The 15,574-nt window shown below is 74.4% G+C and carries 16 protein-coding genes; 9 read left to right on the top strand and 7 right to left on the bottom strand.

The genetic code is table 11. The features are described 5' to 3' along the window. The first annotated feature begins 611 nt into the window (after nt 1-611). Both ECOMGDLI_RS34625 and ECOMGDLI_RS13275 read left to right on the top strand, forming a co-directional pair. Nucleotides 612-779 carry a hypothetical protein gene (locus tag ECOMGDLI_RS34625; RefSeq protein ID WP_158220995.1) on the top strand — a complete coding sequence of 56 codons (168 nt, stop codon included), beginning with the start codon at nt 612-614 and terminating at the stop codon, nt 777-779. Further along, nucleotides 776-1,138, top strand: a complete 363-nt coding sequence (locus tag ECOMGDLI_RS13275; protein ID WP_088317302.1) for a hypothetical protein — start codon at nt 776-778, stop codon at nt 1,136-1,138. The genes ECOMGDLI_RS34625 and ECOMGDLI_RS13275 overlap by 4 nt, the downstream gene beginning before the upstream one ends. Before the next feature lie 208 nt (nt 1,139-1,346). Here ECOMGDLI_RS13275 and ligD (ECOMGDLI_RS13280) read toward each other — a convergent pair whose 3' ends face one another. Together ligD (ECOMGDLI_RS13280) and ligD (ECOMGDLI_RS13285) are read right to left on the bottom strand one after the other, a co-directional pair. Then, a complete protein-coding gene (gene ligD, locus ECOMGDLI_RS13280; protein ID WP_088317303.1) occupies nt 1,347-2,273 on the bottom strand; it encodes a non-homologous end-joining DNA ligase in 927 nt (308 codons plus the stop codon). Nucleotides 2,274-2,331: 58 nt separating this feature from the next. Further along, on the bottom strand, nt 2,332-3,297 hold the full coding sequence (gene ligD, locus ECOMGDLI_RS13285) for a non-homologous end-joining DNA ligase (protein WP_088317321.1): 966 nt from the start codon (nt 3,295-3,297) through the stop codon (nt 2,332-2,334). Between the two features lie 200 nt (nt 3,298-3,497). Here ligD (ECOMGDLI_RS13285) and ECOMGDLI_RS13290 point away from each other — a divergent pair, with 200 nt between their 5' ends. The 3 genes from ECOMGDLI_RS13290 to ECOMGDLI_RS13300 all read left to right on the top strand — a co-directional run bounded on the left by ECOMGDLI_RS13290 (nt 3,498) and on the right by ECOMGDLI_RS13300 (nt 7,598). Next, nucleotides 3,498-4,439: a Ku protein gene (locus ECOMGDLI_RS13290; RefSeq protein WP_088317304.1), complete on the top strand. Its 942-nt coding sequence runs from the start codon at nt 3,498-3,500 to the stop codon at nt 4,437-4,439. 285 nt (nt 4,440-4,724) lie between these two features. Further along, the gene (locus ECOMGDLI_RS13295; protein WP_143447689.1) at nt 4,725-6,530 is read left to right on the top strand and encodes an alpha/beta hydrolase; all 1,806 of its coding nucleotides are present in this window, start codon (nt 4,725-4,727) and stop codon (nt 6,528-6,530) included. Nucleotides 6,531-6,668: 138 nt separating this feature from the next. Then, nucleotides 6,669-7,598 (top strand): gluconolaconase, encoded by a 930-nt coding sequence (locus ECOMGDLI_RS13300; RefSeq protein ID WP_143447690.1) that lies wholly within the window; start codon nt 6,669-6,671, stop codon nt 7,596-7,598. 78 nt (nt 7,599-7,676) lie between these two features. Here ECOMGDLI_RS13300 and ECOMGDLI_RS13305 read toward each other — a convergent pair whose 3' ends face one another. Then, nucleotides 7,677-8,102, bottom strand: a complete 426-nt coding sequence (locus ECOMGDLI_RS13305) for a MarR family winged helix-turn-helix transcriptional regulator (RefSeq protein ID WP_088317307.1) — start codon at nt 8,100-8,102, stop codon at nt 7,677-7,679. Between the two features lie 80 nt (nt 8,103-8,182). Between ECOMGDLI_RS13305 and ECOMGDLI_RS13310 the strand changes: the two genes are divergently transcribed. Continuing rightward, on the top strand, nt 8,183-8,587 hold the full coding sequence (locus ECOMGDLI_RS13310) for a hypothetical protein (protein WP_088317308.1): 405 nt from the start codon (nt 8,183-8,185) through the stop codon (nt 8,585-8,587). A 33-nt stretch (nt 8,588-8,620) separates the two neighbouring features. Here the strand turns inward: ECOMGDLI_RS13310 and ECOMGDLI_RS13315 are convergent, their stop codons facing one another. The 3 genes from ECOMGDLI_RS13315 to ECOMGDLI_RS13325 form a co-directional block, all read right to left on the bottom strand. Further along, entirely contained in the window at nt 8,621-9,907 is a 1,287-nt protein-coding gene (locus ECOMGDLI_RS13315; protein ID WP_088317309.1) for an adenylosuccinate synthase, read from the bottom strand. A 66-nt stretch (nt 9,908-9,973) separates the two neighbouring features. Beyond that, nucleotides 9,974-10,963 carry an NAD(P)/FAD-dependent oxidoreductase gene (locus ECOMGDLI_RS13320; RefSeq protein ID WP_088317310.1) on the bottom strand — a complete coding sequence of 330 codons (990 nt, stop codon included), beginning with the start codon at nt 10,961-10,963 and terminating at the stop codon, nt 9,974-9,976. A 77-nt stretch (nt 10,964-11,040) separates the two neighbouring features. Further along, nucleotides 11,041-11,457, bottom strand: a complete 417-nt coding sequence (locus ECOMGDLI_RS13325) for a DUF3151 domain-containing protein (RefSeq protein ID WP_088317311.1) — start codon at nt 11,455-11,457, stop codon at nt 11,041-11,043. Between the two features lie 17 nt (nt 11,458-11,474). On the opposite strand from ECOMGDLI_RS13325, the gene ECOMGDLI_RS13330 reads away from it, so the two are divergent. Continuing rightward, nucleotides 11,475-12,458, top strand: a complete 984-nt coding sequence (locus tag ECOMGDLI_RS13330; protein ID WP_158220996.1) for an endonuclease/exonuclease/phosphatase family protein — start codon at nt 11,475-11,477, stop codon at nt 12,456-12,458. A 93-nt stretch (nt 12,459-12,551) separates the two neighbouring features. Here the strand turns inward: ECOMGDLI_RS13330 and fbaA are convergent, their stop codons facing one another. Continuing rightward, complete coding sequence (gene fbaA / locus ECOMGDLI_RS13335; RefSeq protein ID WP_088317313.1) at nt 12,552-13,574, bottom strand: class II fructose-bisphosphate aldolase; 1,023 nt, start codon at nt 13,572-13,574, stop codon at nt 12,552-12,554. Nucleotides 13,575-13,888: 314 nt separating this feature from the next. Here fbaA and ECOMGDLI_RS13340 point away from each other — a divergent pair, with 314 nt between their 5' ends. Together ECOMGDLI_RS13340 and ECOMGDLI_RS13345 are read left to right on the top strand one after the other, a co-directional pair. After that, a complete protein-coding gene (locus ECOMGDLI_RS13340; protein ID WP_143447691.1) occupies nt 13,889-14,356 on the top strand; it encodes a hypothetical protein in 468 nt (155 codons plus the stop codon). Nucleotides 14,357-14,434: 78 nt separating this feature from the next. Continuing rightward, a partial coding sequence (locus ECOMGDLI_RS13345) for an HD-GYP domain-containing protein (protein WP_088317315.1) occupies nt 14,435-15,574 on the top strand: 1,140 nt, incomplete at its 3' end.

Below are 15,574 nucleotides of genomic sequence, written 5' to 3' on the forward strand. Positions count from 1 at the left end.
CGTGGTCTGATCGACGAGATTCGACGCTGCAAACGTTGCAGGACAGGATGTATGCCGTTTCATGGCGACTCGGACCAACGCCCGCCGATCACCCACCGTTGCGTCAACCCTGCGCAGTCACGCACCAATCTGTGATCTTGGCAATTGCCACAGTCACAAAGCGAATTGCTGCTTGCCATGGGGAACTTCCTGCGTCACATTGACATCACAGGGAATAGAAACCGGCGGAAGGTCCTCGTCCTCGAACTGAGCCAGCTCGCACCGCACAGGGTGCTCGGCGACAGCACAGTCGAACGACCGACCCTCCGACCGTGGGAGGGGAGGCAGGACATGGTGGACACCGCATAGAGCCGGCGGCGCCTACGCGCCCGGCCGCGGACGCTCTCGACGACATCGACGTCGTCGGCCCGCGAGACGACACCCGAACCACGGAACTGACGAACGCTGCAGCTGACCAACGGTGGCACCGCCGCCCCGGCCGGTCGCAGCGTTTCGCTGATCCCGAAAGCATGACCCCAAAAGGCGACGAGCCCCGGTGCTGGAACACCGGGGGCCCGCCAGGTCGCCTCTCGAAAGCCACCCAGCGATGAGCGCACTCGAAGGAGACGAACATGGACCACCTTACGCGCGGACCGCGCATACTCCAAGGCCGTACGCCGTTGTGGCGCATCGGCGTCCGGGAGCAGTTCCCGCTGCCGGGGGTGTCGGCCTGGCTGCTCGCCGTCGGCATCGTCCTCGGCGCCGGGGCGCTCCAGGCCCTCTTCTGGAGCGGGGCGTGAACGGCACCCTGGGGGCGTCGACGCCGGACGACGAGCGCGACACCTTCACCGAGGCCTTCACGTCGGACGCCTACGACGACAACGGGTCCGGCGTCGTCGCCGAACGCAAGCCGTCGGCGCCGGCACCGGTCGAGCGGCCGTTCTGGCACAGCCAGTACGACCCCGGCACCGACCGCTCGCAGCCGCGGGCCCGAGGGCCGGAGGGGCTGAGCCAGGCGGCCTGGCCGGTCGGGGCGATGCTCCTCGTCGCCGGAGTCGCGGTGCTGCTGCTCCGTTTCGTCGGCGACCCCATGGCGATCATGGCCGGCAGTGCCGTCACGGCGCTGGCGATGCTCGTCGTCAACCACTACGTCGACTGATGCACCGGACGACGTAGCGCAGGACGGCCGGCCCGGGGTCCCGCACCCCCGGGCCGGCCCCCGGACGGAGGTCGGCGCCGGACGACGCCGGCGACGCAGGGGTGAACCGTCGGCGAGGGGAGCCGGCTGCTCCCGACGGCGCCGACCTCCTTACGGGAGCCGGGTCCGGGAATCCCTTACAGACCAGCGGGTCAGGAGCCGGACGGCGTCAGACCGGCACCCGCGGGCCGGGCTCGGCGAGCACCGCGAGCAGGTCGCCGTCCGCGTGCAGCCGTTCGACGACCTCGGAGTGGTCGAGCTGGACGAGCGTGTCGTCGAGCTCGTCCCAGGTCCGGGGCGCCGCGGCGTGCGGCAGTGCCCGGCCGCGCAGCGAGTACGGCGCGATCGTCGTCTTCGTCGGGCTGTTCTGCGACCAGTCGATGAGCACCTTGCCGGGCCGCAGCGCCTTGGTCATCTTCGACGTCACGAGCTTCGGCCGGGCCCGCTCCAGCTCCTCGGCGACCCGGCGCGCGTAGCCGTGGACGTGCTCGGCGTCCTGCTTCCCCGACACCGGTGCGTAGAGCTGCATCCCCTTGCTGCCGCTGGTCACCGGGTGGCACTCGAGGCCGTCGGCGGCGAGCCGTTCCCGCACCAGATGGGCGACCTCGGCGCACTCCGGCAGCCCGGCCGGCGCACCCGGGTCGAGGTCGACGACGAGCCGGTCCGGGGCGTGGACGGCGCCCCGCGGCCCCACGGTCCACTGCGGCACGTGCAGCTCGAGGGCCGCGAGGTTCGCCACCCAGACCAGCCCGGCCACGTCGTCGAGCAGCGGGTAGGTGATCGTCTCCCGCGCCCTGGTCGACCCGGGCACCGGCAGCGTCACGTGCCGCACCCACGACGGCGTCCCCGGCGGCAGGTTCTTCTCGAAGAAGACCAGCCCGTCGACACCCTCGGGCCAGCGCTTGCGGGTCAGCGGCCGGTCCTTGACGACGGCGAGCAGCGGCGCCGCGACCGCGGTGTAGTAGGCGAGCACCTCGCCCTTCGTCGTCCCCGTCTCCGGGTAGAGCACCTTGTCGAGGTTGCGCAGCACGATCCGGCGGCCGTCGACCTCGACGGGGGTGTCGGGCCCGTGGTCGGACCGGGACGCGCGTGCCATGCGCCAACTGTTCCACGCCCCGCCACCCGCTGCCGGACCGTGCGGGCCCGGCGCGCGGCTACCCGGCCGTGACCGTCGCCGGGTCGACGTCGTCCCGGACGCCGAGGAACACCGGCTGCCGGATCCGGCCGTTCTCGCTGTGCCCGATGTGCCGGACGTCGATGACGACCTGCGGGTCGAGCCAGCGGGTACCGGTCGCGTCGACCCGTGGCACCTCGGACGGCCCGAACGGCGAGGTCTCCTGGGCGTGCGGCGCGAGCAGCGCGAGCAGGTCGCCCTGGTCGGCGGTCGCCAGGCCCGAGCCGACCCGGCCGACGAAGCGCAGCACCGGCTCCCCGCCACCGGGCGGCTCGAGGTCCCAGACGCCGAGCAGGAGCGCCCCGAGCCGGCGGGCGTCGTCCGTCTCGGTCCTCCAGCCGCCGACGACGCACGTCTGCACCCGCCGGTGCGGCAGCTTGAGCCAGTCCCCGTTGCGCGCCCCGGGGGCGTACCGGGACGCCCTGCGCTTGGCGACGACCCCCTCCAGCCCCTGCTCGAGCGTCGCGGCGAGGAGCACCTGCCCGTCGTCGTACACCGGCGAGAGCTGCCAGCCGCGCAGCCCGGCCGCTGCGCCGTCCAGCCCTTCGAGGGCCTCCCTGCGCTGCGTCCACGACCGCTTCGTGAGGTCGGTGCCGTCGAGCCGGAGCACGTCGAACGCGACGAACGTCGCGGGCGAGGCCGCCGCGAGCGCTGCGGCCCGGCGGGCCTCCCGCACGTGCATCCGCTCGGCGAGCGCCCAGAAGCTCGGCACGCCGCGGCGCAGGACGACGACCTCGCCGTCGAGGAGCACGTCCGGGTGCAGCCCGGCCAGGCCGGCGAGCTCGGGCCAGGCCGCCGTCACGTCGTTGCCCAGCCGGGACGTGAGCCGCAACCGGCCCTCGTGGACGTCCGCGAGCACCCGCATGCCGTCCCACTTGACCTCGAACGCCCAGGCGTCGCCGTCGGCGGGCAGCCCGGCGTGCGGGTCGACGGGGGCGGCGAGCATCGGCTTCACGCCGCCATGCTGTCGTGCCACCGCCCGTGAGCGACAGCGGTGACACGGGTGACCGGGGGCCCGATGGGGTGGCGTACCCCCCGCCGGTGCAGCCATGCTGCCAGGGTCAGACCTGCGCCGCCCGGACCGATGACTCCGGACGCCGCCGCCGGTCAGGACGACGACAGCCACCTGGTGAGGGGAGCACGGCCATGCGGGCGATCTGGAAGGGTGCGGTCTCCTTCGGCCTCGTGAGCGTGCCCGTGCGGGTCTTCTCGGCCACGCAGGAGCACGACATCCGCTTCCACCAGGTCCACGCCGAGGACGGCGGCCGGATCAAGATGAAGCGCACGTGCTCCATCGACGGCGAGGAGGTCGCGTACGACCAGCTCGCCAAGGGGTACGAGTCGCCGGACGGCCGCCTCGTCATCCTCACGGACGAGGACTTCGAGAACCTGCCGCTCTCGACGAGCCGCGAGATCGACGTCATCGAGTTCGTCCCCGCCGAGCAGGTCGACCCGATCCTGTTCAACAAGACCTACTACCTCGAGCCCGAGGCCCGGGCGAGCAAGCCGTACCAGCTGCTCCGCGAGGCCCTCACGGCCACCGACCGGATGGCGGTCGTCAAGGTCGCACTGCGCCAGCGCGAGACCCTCGCGGTGCTGCGGGTGCGCGACAAGGTCATCGTCATGCAGACGCTGCTGTGGCCCGACGAGGTGCGCGCGGCCGAGTTCGACGTCCTGGAGACGGACGTCGAGGTCCGCCCCCAGGAGCTCGCGATGGCCCAGTCGCTCGTCGAGAGCCTCGCCGGGGACTTCGAGCCCGACCAGTTCGAGGACTCCTACACGAAGGCCCTCACCGACCTCGTCGAGGCCAAGCTCGAGGGCGCCGAGCCGGCCCCCGCGGCCGCCGAGGACTCGGGCGAGACCGGAGAGGTCGTCGACCTGCTCACCGCCCTGCAGCGCAGCGTCGAGCGCGCGCGGCAGGCGCGCGGCGAGACGTCGGACGAAGAGCCGGCCCCGGCGAAGAAGGCCGCCGCCAAGGCCCCCGCGGCGGCGAAGAAGACCGCCGCGAAGAAGGCCGCCGCCACCGAGGACGAGGCGGCCCCGGCCAAGAAGACCGCGAAGAAGGCCGCCTCCCGCAAGAGCGCCTGACGCGCGGACGAAGGCCGACCGGTCGCCGTCCGGCGACACGCCCACGACCCGCGACACGACACGTGAGCACCCGCAGCCCCGACACGCCGGACCGTTCACCGCAGCGCAAGCAAGCCTGAGCACGCAGTCACGAATCACACCCATGTAGTTACTCTGAATGGGTTGCACGTGACCTTGGGTCACCGGAAGGGTGATCGGTGCCGGGGGGCTTCCAAGACACGCCTTCCGCCGTCAGGCGGCCTTCCCTGGGATGTCTCTTTGCGAAACGTGGTTCGGCTGCGCCGTTTGGTCGGCCTTCTGCTCGCGACGTGCGTCGCCGCCCCGGTGCCGTTCCTGGCGACCGCTCCTGCCCAGGCGCGGCAAGCGCCACGGCCGGACCGCACCGTCCGGATCGAGGCCGACCGCGTCGACCGCGTCCCGACCCCGCGGCCGTCGTGGTGGGACTGCGGCGAGCTCTACGCCACGGGTGCGCAGTGCGCGACCGTCGCGCTGCCGCTCGACTACGACCGCCCCCTGGGGCCGACGACGCAGGTCGCCGTTCTCCGCATCAGGGCCACCGACCCGGCCCGGCGGATCGGCACCCTGTTCGTCAACCCGGGTGGCCCGGGCGGTTCGGGCGTGGAGCTCGCCGCAGCCGCGCGCGACTTCCTCGACCCGCGCGTCCTCGCCCGGTTCGACGTCGTCGGGTTCGACCCGCGCGGGACCAATCTGTCGTCGGGCGTCCGGTGCTGGCCGACGATGCCGGCACGCGACCGCGCCCTCGCCGGTGCCGGGGCCGCCTTCCCGCGCGGCGCCGTCCAGGACGCCGCGGCGGTCGGCTCCGCCCGTGCCTTCGGCACCGCGTGCTCGACGACGGGACGCCCGCTGGCGGCGTCCGTCTCGACGGCCGAGGTGGCCCGCGACATGGACGTCCTGCGCCGCGCCGTCGGCGACGCCCGGCTCACCTACCTCGGCTTCTCGTACGGCACCTACCTCGGGCAGGTCTACGCCAACCTCTTCCCGGACCGGGTCCGCGCGATCGCCCTCGACGGCGTCCTCGACCCGCTGGCCTGGGCCGGCACGAAGGCCACCCGGAACACGCCGCAGACGACCCGGATCGGCTCGGCGAAGGCCTCGGCCCGCGCCCTCGACCGGATCCTCGGCAGCTGCCGCACGGCCGGGCCCGCCTACTGCTCGCTCGCCGCCACCGGCGACCCGAAGGCGATCTACGCCTCGCTCATGACGTCGCTGCGGGCCGCCCCGATCGTCGTCCGCGGCCCGGACTTCGAGGAGCGGTTCACCTACGCGGACGTCACCTCGATCCTCGTCGACATGCTCTACTCACCGTTCGGCTCCTACGACGTCGACGCGTTCCTCTCGCTGCTCGTCGAGCTGCGCGGCCCGACGACCCCGGCCCGCGCGAAGGCCGCCCGCGCCGGCCTGCACCGGATCGCCGTCCGGTACCGCGACTTCGGCCGCACCGGCGCTCCGAGCCCGCGGGTCCGGGCCGCCTGGCGCCGCGCCGGTCGGACGGCGCTGCCCGCGTACGAGAACGGCATCGACGCCTACCAGGCCGTCATGTGCACGGACGGGCTCAACCCCTCGCTCGTGGCCCGCTGGCCGGTCTACGCGGCCCGCGCCGACCGCGCCGTCCCGGGCTTCGGGCCGCTGTGGACGTGGCCCTCGGCACCGTGCGCCCGGGCCACGTGGACGGCGCGCGACGAGGACGCCTACCGCGGCCCGTTCACCCGGCGGACGGCGTCCCCGGTGCTCGTCGTCGGCAACCTCTGGGACCCCGCCACCCCGTACGAAGGGGCGGTCCGCGTCGCGCGGCTGCTGCCGAACAGCCGGCTGCTCACCGGGGTCAGCTGGGGGCACACCGCGTACGGCTCCTCGCCGTGCATCGACCGGGCCGTCACGACGTACCTGCTGCGCCAGGGATTGCCACCGGTCGGCAAGCGCTGCCGGGGCCTCGACCAGCCGTACACCGAGCCCCTCACGCCGTTCACGTCGCTGACCACGGGGCGGGCACCCGCCCGGGCGCCGCTGCCCTCGGGGGCGGCCCCGGCCGGGCGGCCCGGACGGGCCCCGGTGAGCCCGCTCGTCCCCTGATCGATGCCGTGATCGGTGCGTGATCGGTGCCGTGATCCGCACCGATCCGCCCGATAGGTGAACTCCACGTCGTCCGTGCTCGTTCGTCACGGTCAGAGGCAGGCCGACGGCGTCCTGCCCCGACGGGGAGGCGTGCTCATGCGAACGATCCTGGCGGTGGTGGCGAGCGGTGTCCTCGCCGCGTCGGCGGTGCTCACCGCGGCACCGGCATCGGCGGCGGTCCCCGACCTGGACCTGCCCGAGGCGGGCGTCTTCCTCGAGGGCATCGGGGTGGACGACGACGCGGGCCTGGTCTACGTCAGCGCGACGAACCGCAGCGGGACGATCTACCGGGCGAAGGTCGGCGACGACCGGCTCGAGGTGTGGCAGGGCCCCACCCCCGGCGACAACGGGCGCGGGATCGACGTGGACGACGCGGGCCGGGTGTTCGTCGCCGGCGGGCCGAGCGCCGAGGTCCGGGTCTTCTCCCGCTCGGGCCGTCTGCTCGCCGAGCTGCCGACGGGCGAGCCCGGCTCGTTCCTCAACGACGTCCGGGTCGCGGACGACGGCTCGGTCTACGTGACGGACTCCAGCCTGCCGCGGATCTGGCGGGTCTTCCGCTCCGGCGGCACGTGGCAGATCGAGCTCTGGCGCGACGTGAGCGGCACGATCGCCTACACCCCGGCGCTCACCGACTTCGACCTCGGCGGCATCGTCACGACCCCGGACGGCAAGGCCCTGCTCACGACCCAGGGAACGACCGGGCAGCTCTGGCGCATCGAGCTGCGCAGCCGGGCGATCAGCGAGGTGCCGGTGGACGGCGCCCCGCTCGTCAACGCCGACGGCATCGTCCTGACGGGCCGCACCCTCTACGTCGTCCAGAACTTCAGCCGGCAGATCACCCGGCTCGAGCTGCGCGACCGCTGGCGGACGGCGACCACGCAGGAGGTCGTCGCGACCCCGGCGGACCGGACGTTCACGACCGCCAAGCGGGTCGGCGGCCGGCTGCTGCTCGTCGACAGCAAGTTCGGCTTCGCCCCCGCGCAGGCCGTCGCGGAAGACCGGGTCGTCTCCTTCCGCAGGTTCTGAGCCCGCGCCCCGCAGCTACCAGCGCGTACGACCCGATGAACGGGTCGTACGCGCTGGTGCCTCGGGGGTCGAGCGGGGTCAGGGCTGGAGGCGGGCCAGGAGTGCGACGAACCGCGTGCGCTCGGCCGGCGTCAACGGGGCGAGGACGGCGTCCTGGGCCTGCGCGAGGACGGCGTCGAGGCGGGCCAGCAGCCGGCGGCCGGACGGCGTGAGCGCGACGACGTTGCGGCGGCGGTCGCCCGGGTCGGGGGTGCGCGCGACGAGCCCGCGGGACTGCAGGTCGTCGACCGTCGTCGCGACGTCGCTGCGGTCGAGGCCCGCGCCGCGACCGAGGACCGACTGGCTCGCCGGGCCGCCGTCGCCGAGCGTGGCGAGCACGCGGTAGTGGTAGCCGCGGAACCCGTGCTCCGACAGCGCATCGACGAGGATCCGGTGCGCACGGTCGTCCGCCCGGCCGAGCAGCCACGTCGGGAGCACGGCGAGCCGGGGCGTCACATCCTCCATGCGGTGATCCTAACCGAACCGTTGGCACGACCAACCATCTGACATACCGTTGGTCGCACCAACGACACAAGGAGGCCGCCATGACCGGCACCCCGCACCCGCTCCCCTCCGTCATCGGCCGCACCGAGCGCGCCCTGTCGGCGGTGCTGCTCGACGCGCTCGGCGGCACCCCGGTCGCCGGCGGCGACGAGTGGGTCGCCCTCAACGCCCTCGCGGGCGGCACCGACGACCCGGCGGCGGCCGTCGCCGCGGCCCTGCAGGGCTCCCCCGGGCAGGCACGCGCGGCGCTCGAGGCGTTGCACGGCAAGGGGCTCGTCACCGGCGACGGTCACCTGACCGACGACGGCCGGGCCGCGCTCGCCCAGGTCCGGTCACGCATCGCGCCGCGGACCCACCTGCTCGTCGAGGGCCTGCCCGAGGCCGACCTCGCGACGGCGGTGCGGGTGCTCGACACGGTCCGCGAACGGGCGACCCGCACGGGTTGAACGGTCCGGGGCGGACGAGCCACGGGCGGCGGGTCAGCCGAGCATGTCGTGCCGGACCACCGTGGCGTCCCGGTCCGGGCCGACACCGACGGCCGAGATCCGGCTGCCGGACATCTCCTCGAGCGCGAGCACGTACGTCTGGGCGTTCTTCGGCAGGTCCTCGAAGGACCGCGCGCCGGAGATGTCGTCCTCCCAGCCGTCGAAGTACTCGTAGACCGGCTTCGCGTGGTGGAAGTCGGTCTGCGTCAACGGCATCTCCGGCGTGCGGGTGCCGTCGACGTCGTAGGCCACGCAGACCGGGAGCTTCTCGAAGCCGGTGAGGACGTCGAGCTTGGTGAGCACGAAGTCGGTGACGCCGTTGATCCGCGAGGCGTAGCGGGCGACCGGGGCGTCGTACCAGCCGCAGCGGCGCGGCCGGCCGGTCGTCGTCCCGTACTCGTGGCCGACGTCGCGCAGCCGCTCGCCGTCCGCGTCGAAGAGCTCGGTCGGGAACGGGCCCTCGCCGACGCGGGTCGCGTACGCCTTGACGACCCCGATGACGCGGTCGATCCGGGTCGGCGGCACCCCGCTGCCCGTGCAGGCGCCGGCCGAGGTCGGGTTGGACGACGTGACGAACGGGTACGTGCCGTGGTCGACGTCGAGCAGGGTCGCCTGGCCGCCCTCGAAGAGCACCGTCTCGTCGCGGTCGAGCGCCTGCCCGAGCTCGAGCGAGACGTCGGCGACCATCGGCCGCAGCCGCTCGGTGTACGACAGCAGCTCGTCGACGACCTCGGTGACGGTGATCTCGCGCCGGTTGTAGACCTTCACGAGCAGGTGGTTCTTCTGCATGAGCGCGCCCTCGACCTTCTGGGCGAGGATGTGCTCGTCGAAGAGGTCCTGCACGCGGATCCCGACGCGGTTCATCTTGTCCGCGTACGTCGGGCCGACGCCGCGGCCGGTCGTGCCGATCTTGCGCTTGCCGAGGAAGCGCTCGGTGACCTTGTCGATCGTGCGGTTGTACGGCGCGATGACGTGGGCGTTCGCCGAGATGCGCAGCTTCGAGCAGTCGACGCCGCGGCTCGTGAGGCCCTCGATCTCCTCGAACAGCACGGAGAGGTCGATGACGACGCCGTTGCCGATGACCGGGGTGCAGCCGGGGGTGAGGATGCCGGACGGCAGCAGGTGCAGCGCGTACTTCTCGCCGCCGACGACGACCGTGTGACCGGCGTTGTTGCCGCCGTTGTACTTCACGACGTAGTCGACGCGGTGACCGAGAGCGTCGGTCGCCTTGCCCTTGCCCTCGTCGCCCCACTGGGCCCCGACGAGCACGATCGCGGGCATCGCGGTCCACCTCTCACGCACAGAACGCCCCACCTGGTGGCCCGGTCGGGCCCTACCGAGGCTATCTCAGGCGAGCCGCTCCGCGAGCGCCTCGCCCAGCTGGAGCCCGGACAGGTACGCCTGCTCGACCCGGGCCCGCTCGCCCCAGCCGTCGCCGCAGACCCCGACGAGCGCCGGGTGCAGCGCGAACGGCTCGCGGTGCGGGTGCAGCGGGGCGGCGAGGGACCAGCGGTGCGCGTGGGTCAGCTCGGGCTCGGGGAGCGCGTCGGCGCCGAGCAGCCGGGCGACCTCGTCGAGCACCGGCTGGACGGCGGTGCCCGGCGCCTCGAGCCGGCCGGCCGAGAAGACGGACGTCGCGTGCGCCACGAGGACGGGGGCGCCGTCGCCGCGCCGGCTGCCGTCGTCCGCGACCCAGGACACGACCGGCGAGCCGTCGACGAAGGCGCCGTCGAGGTCGCCCCACCAGCGCTGCGACCAGGCGGCCCAGACGCTGATGACCGGCGACCACTCCATCCCGCCGTCGAGGTCGAGCCAGGTCGCGACCGGCTCGGGCAGCAGGTCCGCGGCCTGCGGGTCGGGCATCGCGAGGACGACGGCGCGCGCCGGCTCGCCGTCGACGGTGAGCCGGTCGCCCTCGACGTCGACCTCCTCGACCTCGTGGCCGGTCGTCACGTCGAGCCCCTCGGCGAGGTGCTCCACGAGGCTGCGCAGGCCGCCGGACGCCGACCAGCGCGGCAGCCCGGTCGTCGTCCCGACCCGGCCCTCGGGGGCCAGGAGGTGGAAGGTGTCCGTCCACGGGGCGGCCAGGCCCGCGGCCTCCCAGCCCGCGGCGACCTTGGCGAAGCGCTCGTCGCGGACGGTGAAGTACGAGGCCCCGATGTCGACCGCGTGCCGGCCGGAGCCCAGGTCCTCGGTGCGGACGGCCATCCGGCCGCCGATCCGGCGGCCGCGGTCGAGGACCTTGACGTCGTACCCGTGGGCGACGAGGACCCGGGCGCAGGAGATGCCGGAGATGCCGCCGCCGACCACGACGACGGGCGCGCTGGTGTCGGTCACCGGACCATCCTTCGGTGCCGGGCGCCCCGGCGCGAGCCGGACACGTCGAAACGAGTGCTATGTCCGGCTTCTCGGGATCAGCCGAGCCCGAGGGTCGCGACGGCCGACCGGTCGCAGTCCGCGAGGAACGTCCGGCAGCGCTCGTGCTCGGGCGTCTCACCGATCGCGCCCGCGGCCCGGGCGAGCGCGGCGAGCGCGCGCAGGAACCCCTGGTTCGGCTCGTGCGCCCACGGCACCGGCCCCTGGCCGCGCCAGCCGGAGCGGCGCAGCGCGTCGAGACCGCGGTGGTAGCCGACCCGGGCGTAGGCGTAGCCCTCGACCGTGCGACCCGCGTCGAGGGCCTGCTCGGCGAGGACCGCCCAGGGCAGGCTCGACGCCGGGTACGCCGCGGCGACCTGGGCCGGGTCGGTGCCGGCCGCGAGCGCCTCGCGCGGCGCCGGGTCGTCGGCGAGGTGGGTGGGCGGGATGCCGAGGAGGTTGTCGTTGAGGCTCACACTGCATCATGGCGCAGATGAGGACGCTGCTCGCAGGCACCCTGCTCGTCGGCACGCTGCTCGCGGCCTGCAGTCCGGCGTCCGGGGCACCGTCGTCCGGGTCACCGTCGTCCGTCGTGACCCCCGGCGGCGAGCCGAGCCTGGTCCGGCTCGCCGGGCCCCGGCAGGCGGCCGACCTCGACGTGATGACCTTCAACATCCAGGACTCGCAGATCCTCGGGATCGACCGCTACACGTCGTCCGGACGACGGGCGGCCGTCGCCCAGGTCGTCGCCGACGAGCGGCCGGACGTGATCGGGACCCAGGAGATGACCGCGGGGCAGGCCGAGGACCTGCGCGCCGACCTGGCCCGCGCCGGCGTCCGCTACACCTGGTACGGCCGCCCCAGGGTCAGCGACATCGATCGCCCCGGGGTGGACTTCAACGAGACCGTGGCCGTGTTCTGGGACCCGGCGGTGCTCGCCGACCTCGGCCGGGGCGACCTGTGGTTCTGCCCGCCGGACGTCGTCCCCACCCAGGGCTGCGTCGACTCCGGGCCGGGGTGGACCGCCGGCGACCCCCGGATGGCGACCTGGGTCCGGTTGCGGCACAAGGGGTCCGGCGCCGAGGTGGTCGTCGTCAACACCCATCTCGACGCGGCGTCGGCGCAGGCCCGCGAGCGCGGGGCCGAGGTCGTGCAGGACGCCGTCGAGCGGCTGTTCCCGGCACTGCCGGTGCTGCTCACGGGGGACTTCAACAGCGGCCCGGACGCCGCCCCGCACCGCGTGCTGACCGAGGCCGGCTGGGTGGACACCTGGACGACCGCGGCACGGACCGGCCCGGCGTGGTCGACGTTCAACCGCTTCGACCGCCGTGCCCCGCTGCCCGGTCCGCGGATCGACCGGATCTACGCCCGCCCCGGGCTGCCGGTCGTCGCGGCCGCGGTGAACACCTACCGCAGCCCGGCCGGCGTGCTCCCCAGCGACCACTACCCGGTGCTCATCCGGGTCCGGCTGCCGTGACGCCCGGACGCGCGACCGCCCGCGCCGTCCGGGAGCGGACGACGCGGGCGGGTCGTGCGGTCGTGCGGTCGTGCGGTGGTGCAGGTCAGCGGGTCACTTGATCCGCGTACCGGCCGAGCGCAGGTTCTCGCAGGCCTCGACGACGCGGGCCGACAGGCCCGCCTCGGCGGACTTGCCCCAGGCGCGCGGGTCGTACGCCTTCTTGTTGCCGACCTCGCCGTCGACCTTGAGGACGCCGTCGTAGTTCTTGAAGAAGTGGTCGGCCACCGGGCGCGAGAACGCGTACTGGGTGTCGGTGTCGACGTTCATCTTGATGACGCCGTAGTCGACCGCGGCCGCGATCTCCTCGGGGAGCGAGCCGGAGCCGCCGTGGAAGACGAGGTCGAACGGCTTGTCCTTGCCGTACTGCGCGCCGACCGCGTCCTGGATCTCCTTGAGGATCTCCGGGCGGAGCTTGACGTTGCCCGGCTTGTAGACGCCGTGCACGTTGCCGAACGTCAGCGCGGCCATGTAGCGGCCGTTCTCGCCGAGGCCCAGCGCCTGCGCGGTCGCGAGACCGTCGGCGACCGTCGTGTAGAGCTTCTCGTTGATCTCGTTGGCGACGCCGTCCTCCTCGCCGCCGACGACGCCGATCTCGACCTCGAGGACGATCTTGGCGGCCTTGGTCAGCGCGAGCAGCTCCTGGGCGATCTGGAGGTTCTCGTCGAGCGGCACGGCCGAGCCGTCCCACATGTGGGACTGGAAGAGCGGCAGGCCGCCGGCCTGGACGCGCTCGGCGCTGATCGCGAGCAGCGGGCGGACGAACCCGTCGAGCTTGTTCTTCGGGCAGTGGTCGGTGTGCAGCGCGATGTTGACGTCGTACTTCTTCGCGACCTCGTGCGCGTAGGCGGCGAGCGCGACGGAGCCGGTGACCATGTCCTTGACCGTCGGACCGGACAGGTACTCCGCACCACCGGTCGAGACCTGGACGATGCCGTCGCTCTCGGCCGCGGCGAAGCCGGCGATGGCCGCGTTCAGCGTCTGGGACGAGGTCACGTTGATGGCGGGGTACGCGAACGACTGGGCCTTCGCCCGGTCGAGCATCTCGTTGTAGACCTCGGGGGTTGCGATGGGCATTCGATCGCTCCTGTGCTGATCGTCCGCCGCACGCGAGCGCGCCCGGCGGTGATGACGGCGCCGTCTGCTGGACGACGCCCCGCTGCGCTGCGGCGCTGCAGCGTCTCCGGGGGCAATCCTTCCAGATCCGGGAGGTGACGAAGGCCTCAGAGGTCCCGGGCGGACACGTGCCCGAAACAGGTACGACACCGGGGGGCGACGTCCCCGGCGCAGGGGTGCGCGGCGGGTGTCCCCGGCCCGCGCGAGGATGGTCCCGGCGCGCGTCCCCGTGGCGGGTGCGCGCCGTCGTCCGTGGCGGGGAGGAGGTGCCGGACGTGCTCGACCTTCCGGCCCGGCCGCCGGACGTCGTCACGTGCGACGTCTGCGGCGGCCCGGCCGTGCTGGCGCGACGGGTCCCCGGGCGGCGGGACGAGGCGGTGTGCGTCCGGCACCGGGCGTTCCTCTCCCCCGCGCCCGCGGACCGGCCCGGCGTCGAGCACCTCGAGCTGCGCTGGGGCCGCTGGTGCAGCGGGCAGGCGAGCGTCGCGCAGGTCCTGGCGTCCGCGCTCCCGCTGTCGTGCGAGGCGTGCGGCGCCGCGGGCGAGGTGATCTGGGGCGTCGAGAACGACGGCGGCCGCTGGCACGCCGTGCTCTGCCTCGGCTGCCTGGAGCCGGCGCCCGCCGCGGCCGGGCCGTCGCAGATCAGCTCCCGCGGGCTCGGCCGGTGGGACGGCGCCCGGTGGCGGCCGGTCGACGCCGGCTGGCGGCCGCCGCCGCGGCGCGCTGCTGAGCCGGCGGGCTGATCCGGCGGGCTGGCCCGGGCGGGCTGAGCCGGGCGGGGACCGGTCAAGCCGGTGCGCCCGGACGCCGATCCAGCGCAGGTGGACGGCGACCGCACCCCCGCGACCGCGCCGCACGCGAACCGGTGGCAGGCGCGTCCCGTCGCCGCTCTCGCGCTGCGCGCCGCGAGCACCGTCGTCCCGCTCCTCGTCGGCGTCCTCGTGGCCCGTGCCGCTGTCGGCGCCGCACCCGCGCTGCCCGGTGGCCGCGCGCTGGCGGCCCTGCTCGGGGTCGGCACGGCCCTCGCCGGGCGCCGGGCGGCCCGCCCCGTCGTCGCGCTCGCGACCCTGCTGCGCCTCGGCCTCGCCTTCCCCGGCCCCGCACCCCACCGGGCGGCGCTCGCGCTGCAGCGCCCGCGAACCGTCGTCCGCCGGGCCCGGACCAGCCGCACCGGGACGGCCGCCGACAACGCCGCCGCGCTCGCCGCCCTGCTCGCCGTCGTCGGCGCGCACGATCGCCGGCACCGGCACCACACCCGGCGGGTGGTCGCGCTGTGCGCGCTGCTCGCCGACCGGCTGGGGCTGCCCGCCCCGGACCGCGACCGGCTCGCCTGGGCCGCCCTGCTCCACGACGTCGGCGCGCTCGCCGTCGACGACGACATCCTCGACAAGGCGGGCCGGCCGACGCCCGCCCAGTGGCAGGTGCTCCGCCGGCACCCCGAGGACGGCGCCCGGCTCGCCGCCCCGCTCGTGCCCTGGCTCGGCCCCTGGGGCGCCGCCGTCCGGAACCACCACGAGCGCTGGGACGGCACCGGCTACCCCGACGGCCTCGGCGGCGGCGCCATCCCGCTCGCGGCCCGCGTCGTCGGCCTCGCGGACGCCTACGAGTCGATGACGGCGGCACGCCCGTACCGGGCACCGCTCGCGACCCGGGCGGCCCGCGCCGAGGTCGTCCGCTGCCGGGGCAGTCAGTTCGACCCCGACGTCGTGGACGCGCTGCTCGCCGTCCCGGTGCCGCGGCTGCTGCGCGCCACCGGTCTCGTCTCGCTGCTCGCGAACCTGCCGATGCTCGGCACGCTCGCCATGATCGGCCGCCAGGGCGTCGCCGCCGCGGCCGTCCCGCAGGCCGCGGCCGTCGCGGCGTCGACCGCGGTCGTGCTCGGCGGGGTGGCCGTCACGGGCGGACTCGTCGCGCCCGGGCCGGGCGGGACGACCGTCGCCGCGGACGGACCGCGGCCCGCG

Origin of the sequence: Kineosporia sp. R_H_3, assembly GCF_002198675.1 — a bacterium.
Classification (GTDB): domain Bacteria; phylum Actinomycetota; class Actinomycetes; order Actinomycetales; family Kineosporiaceae; genus R-H-3.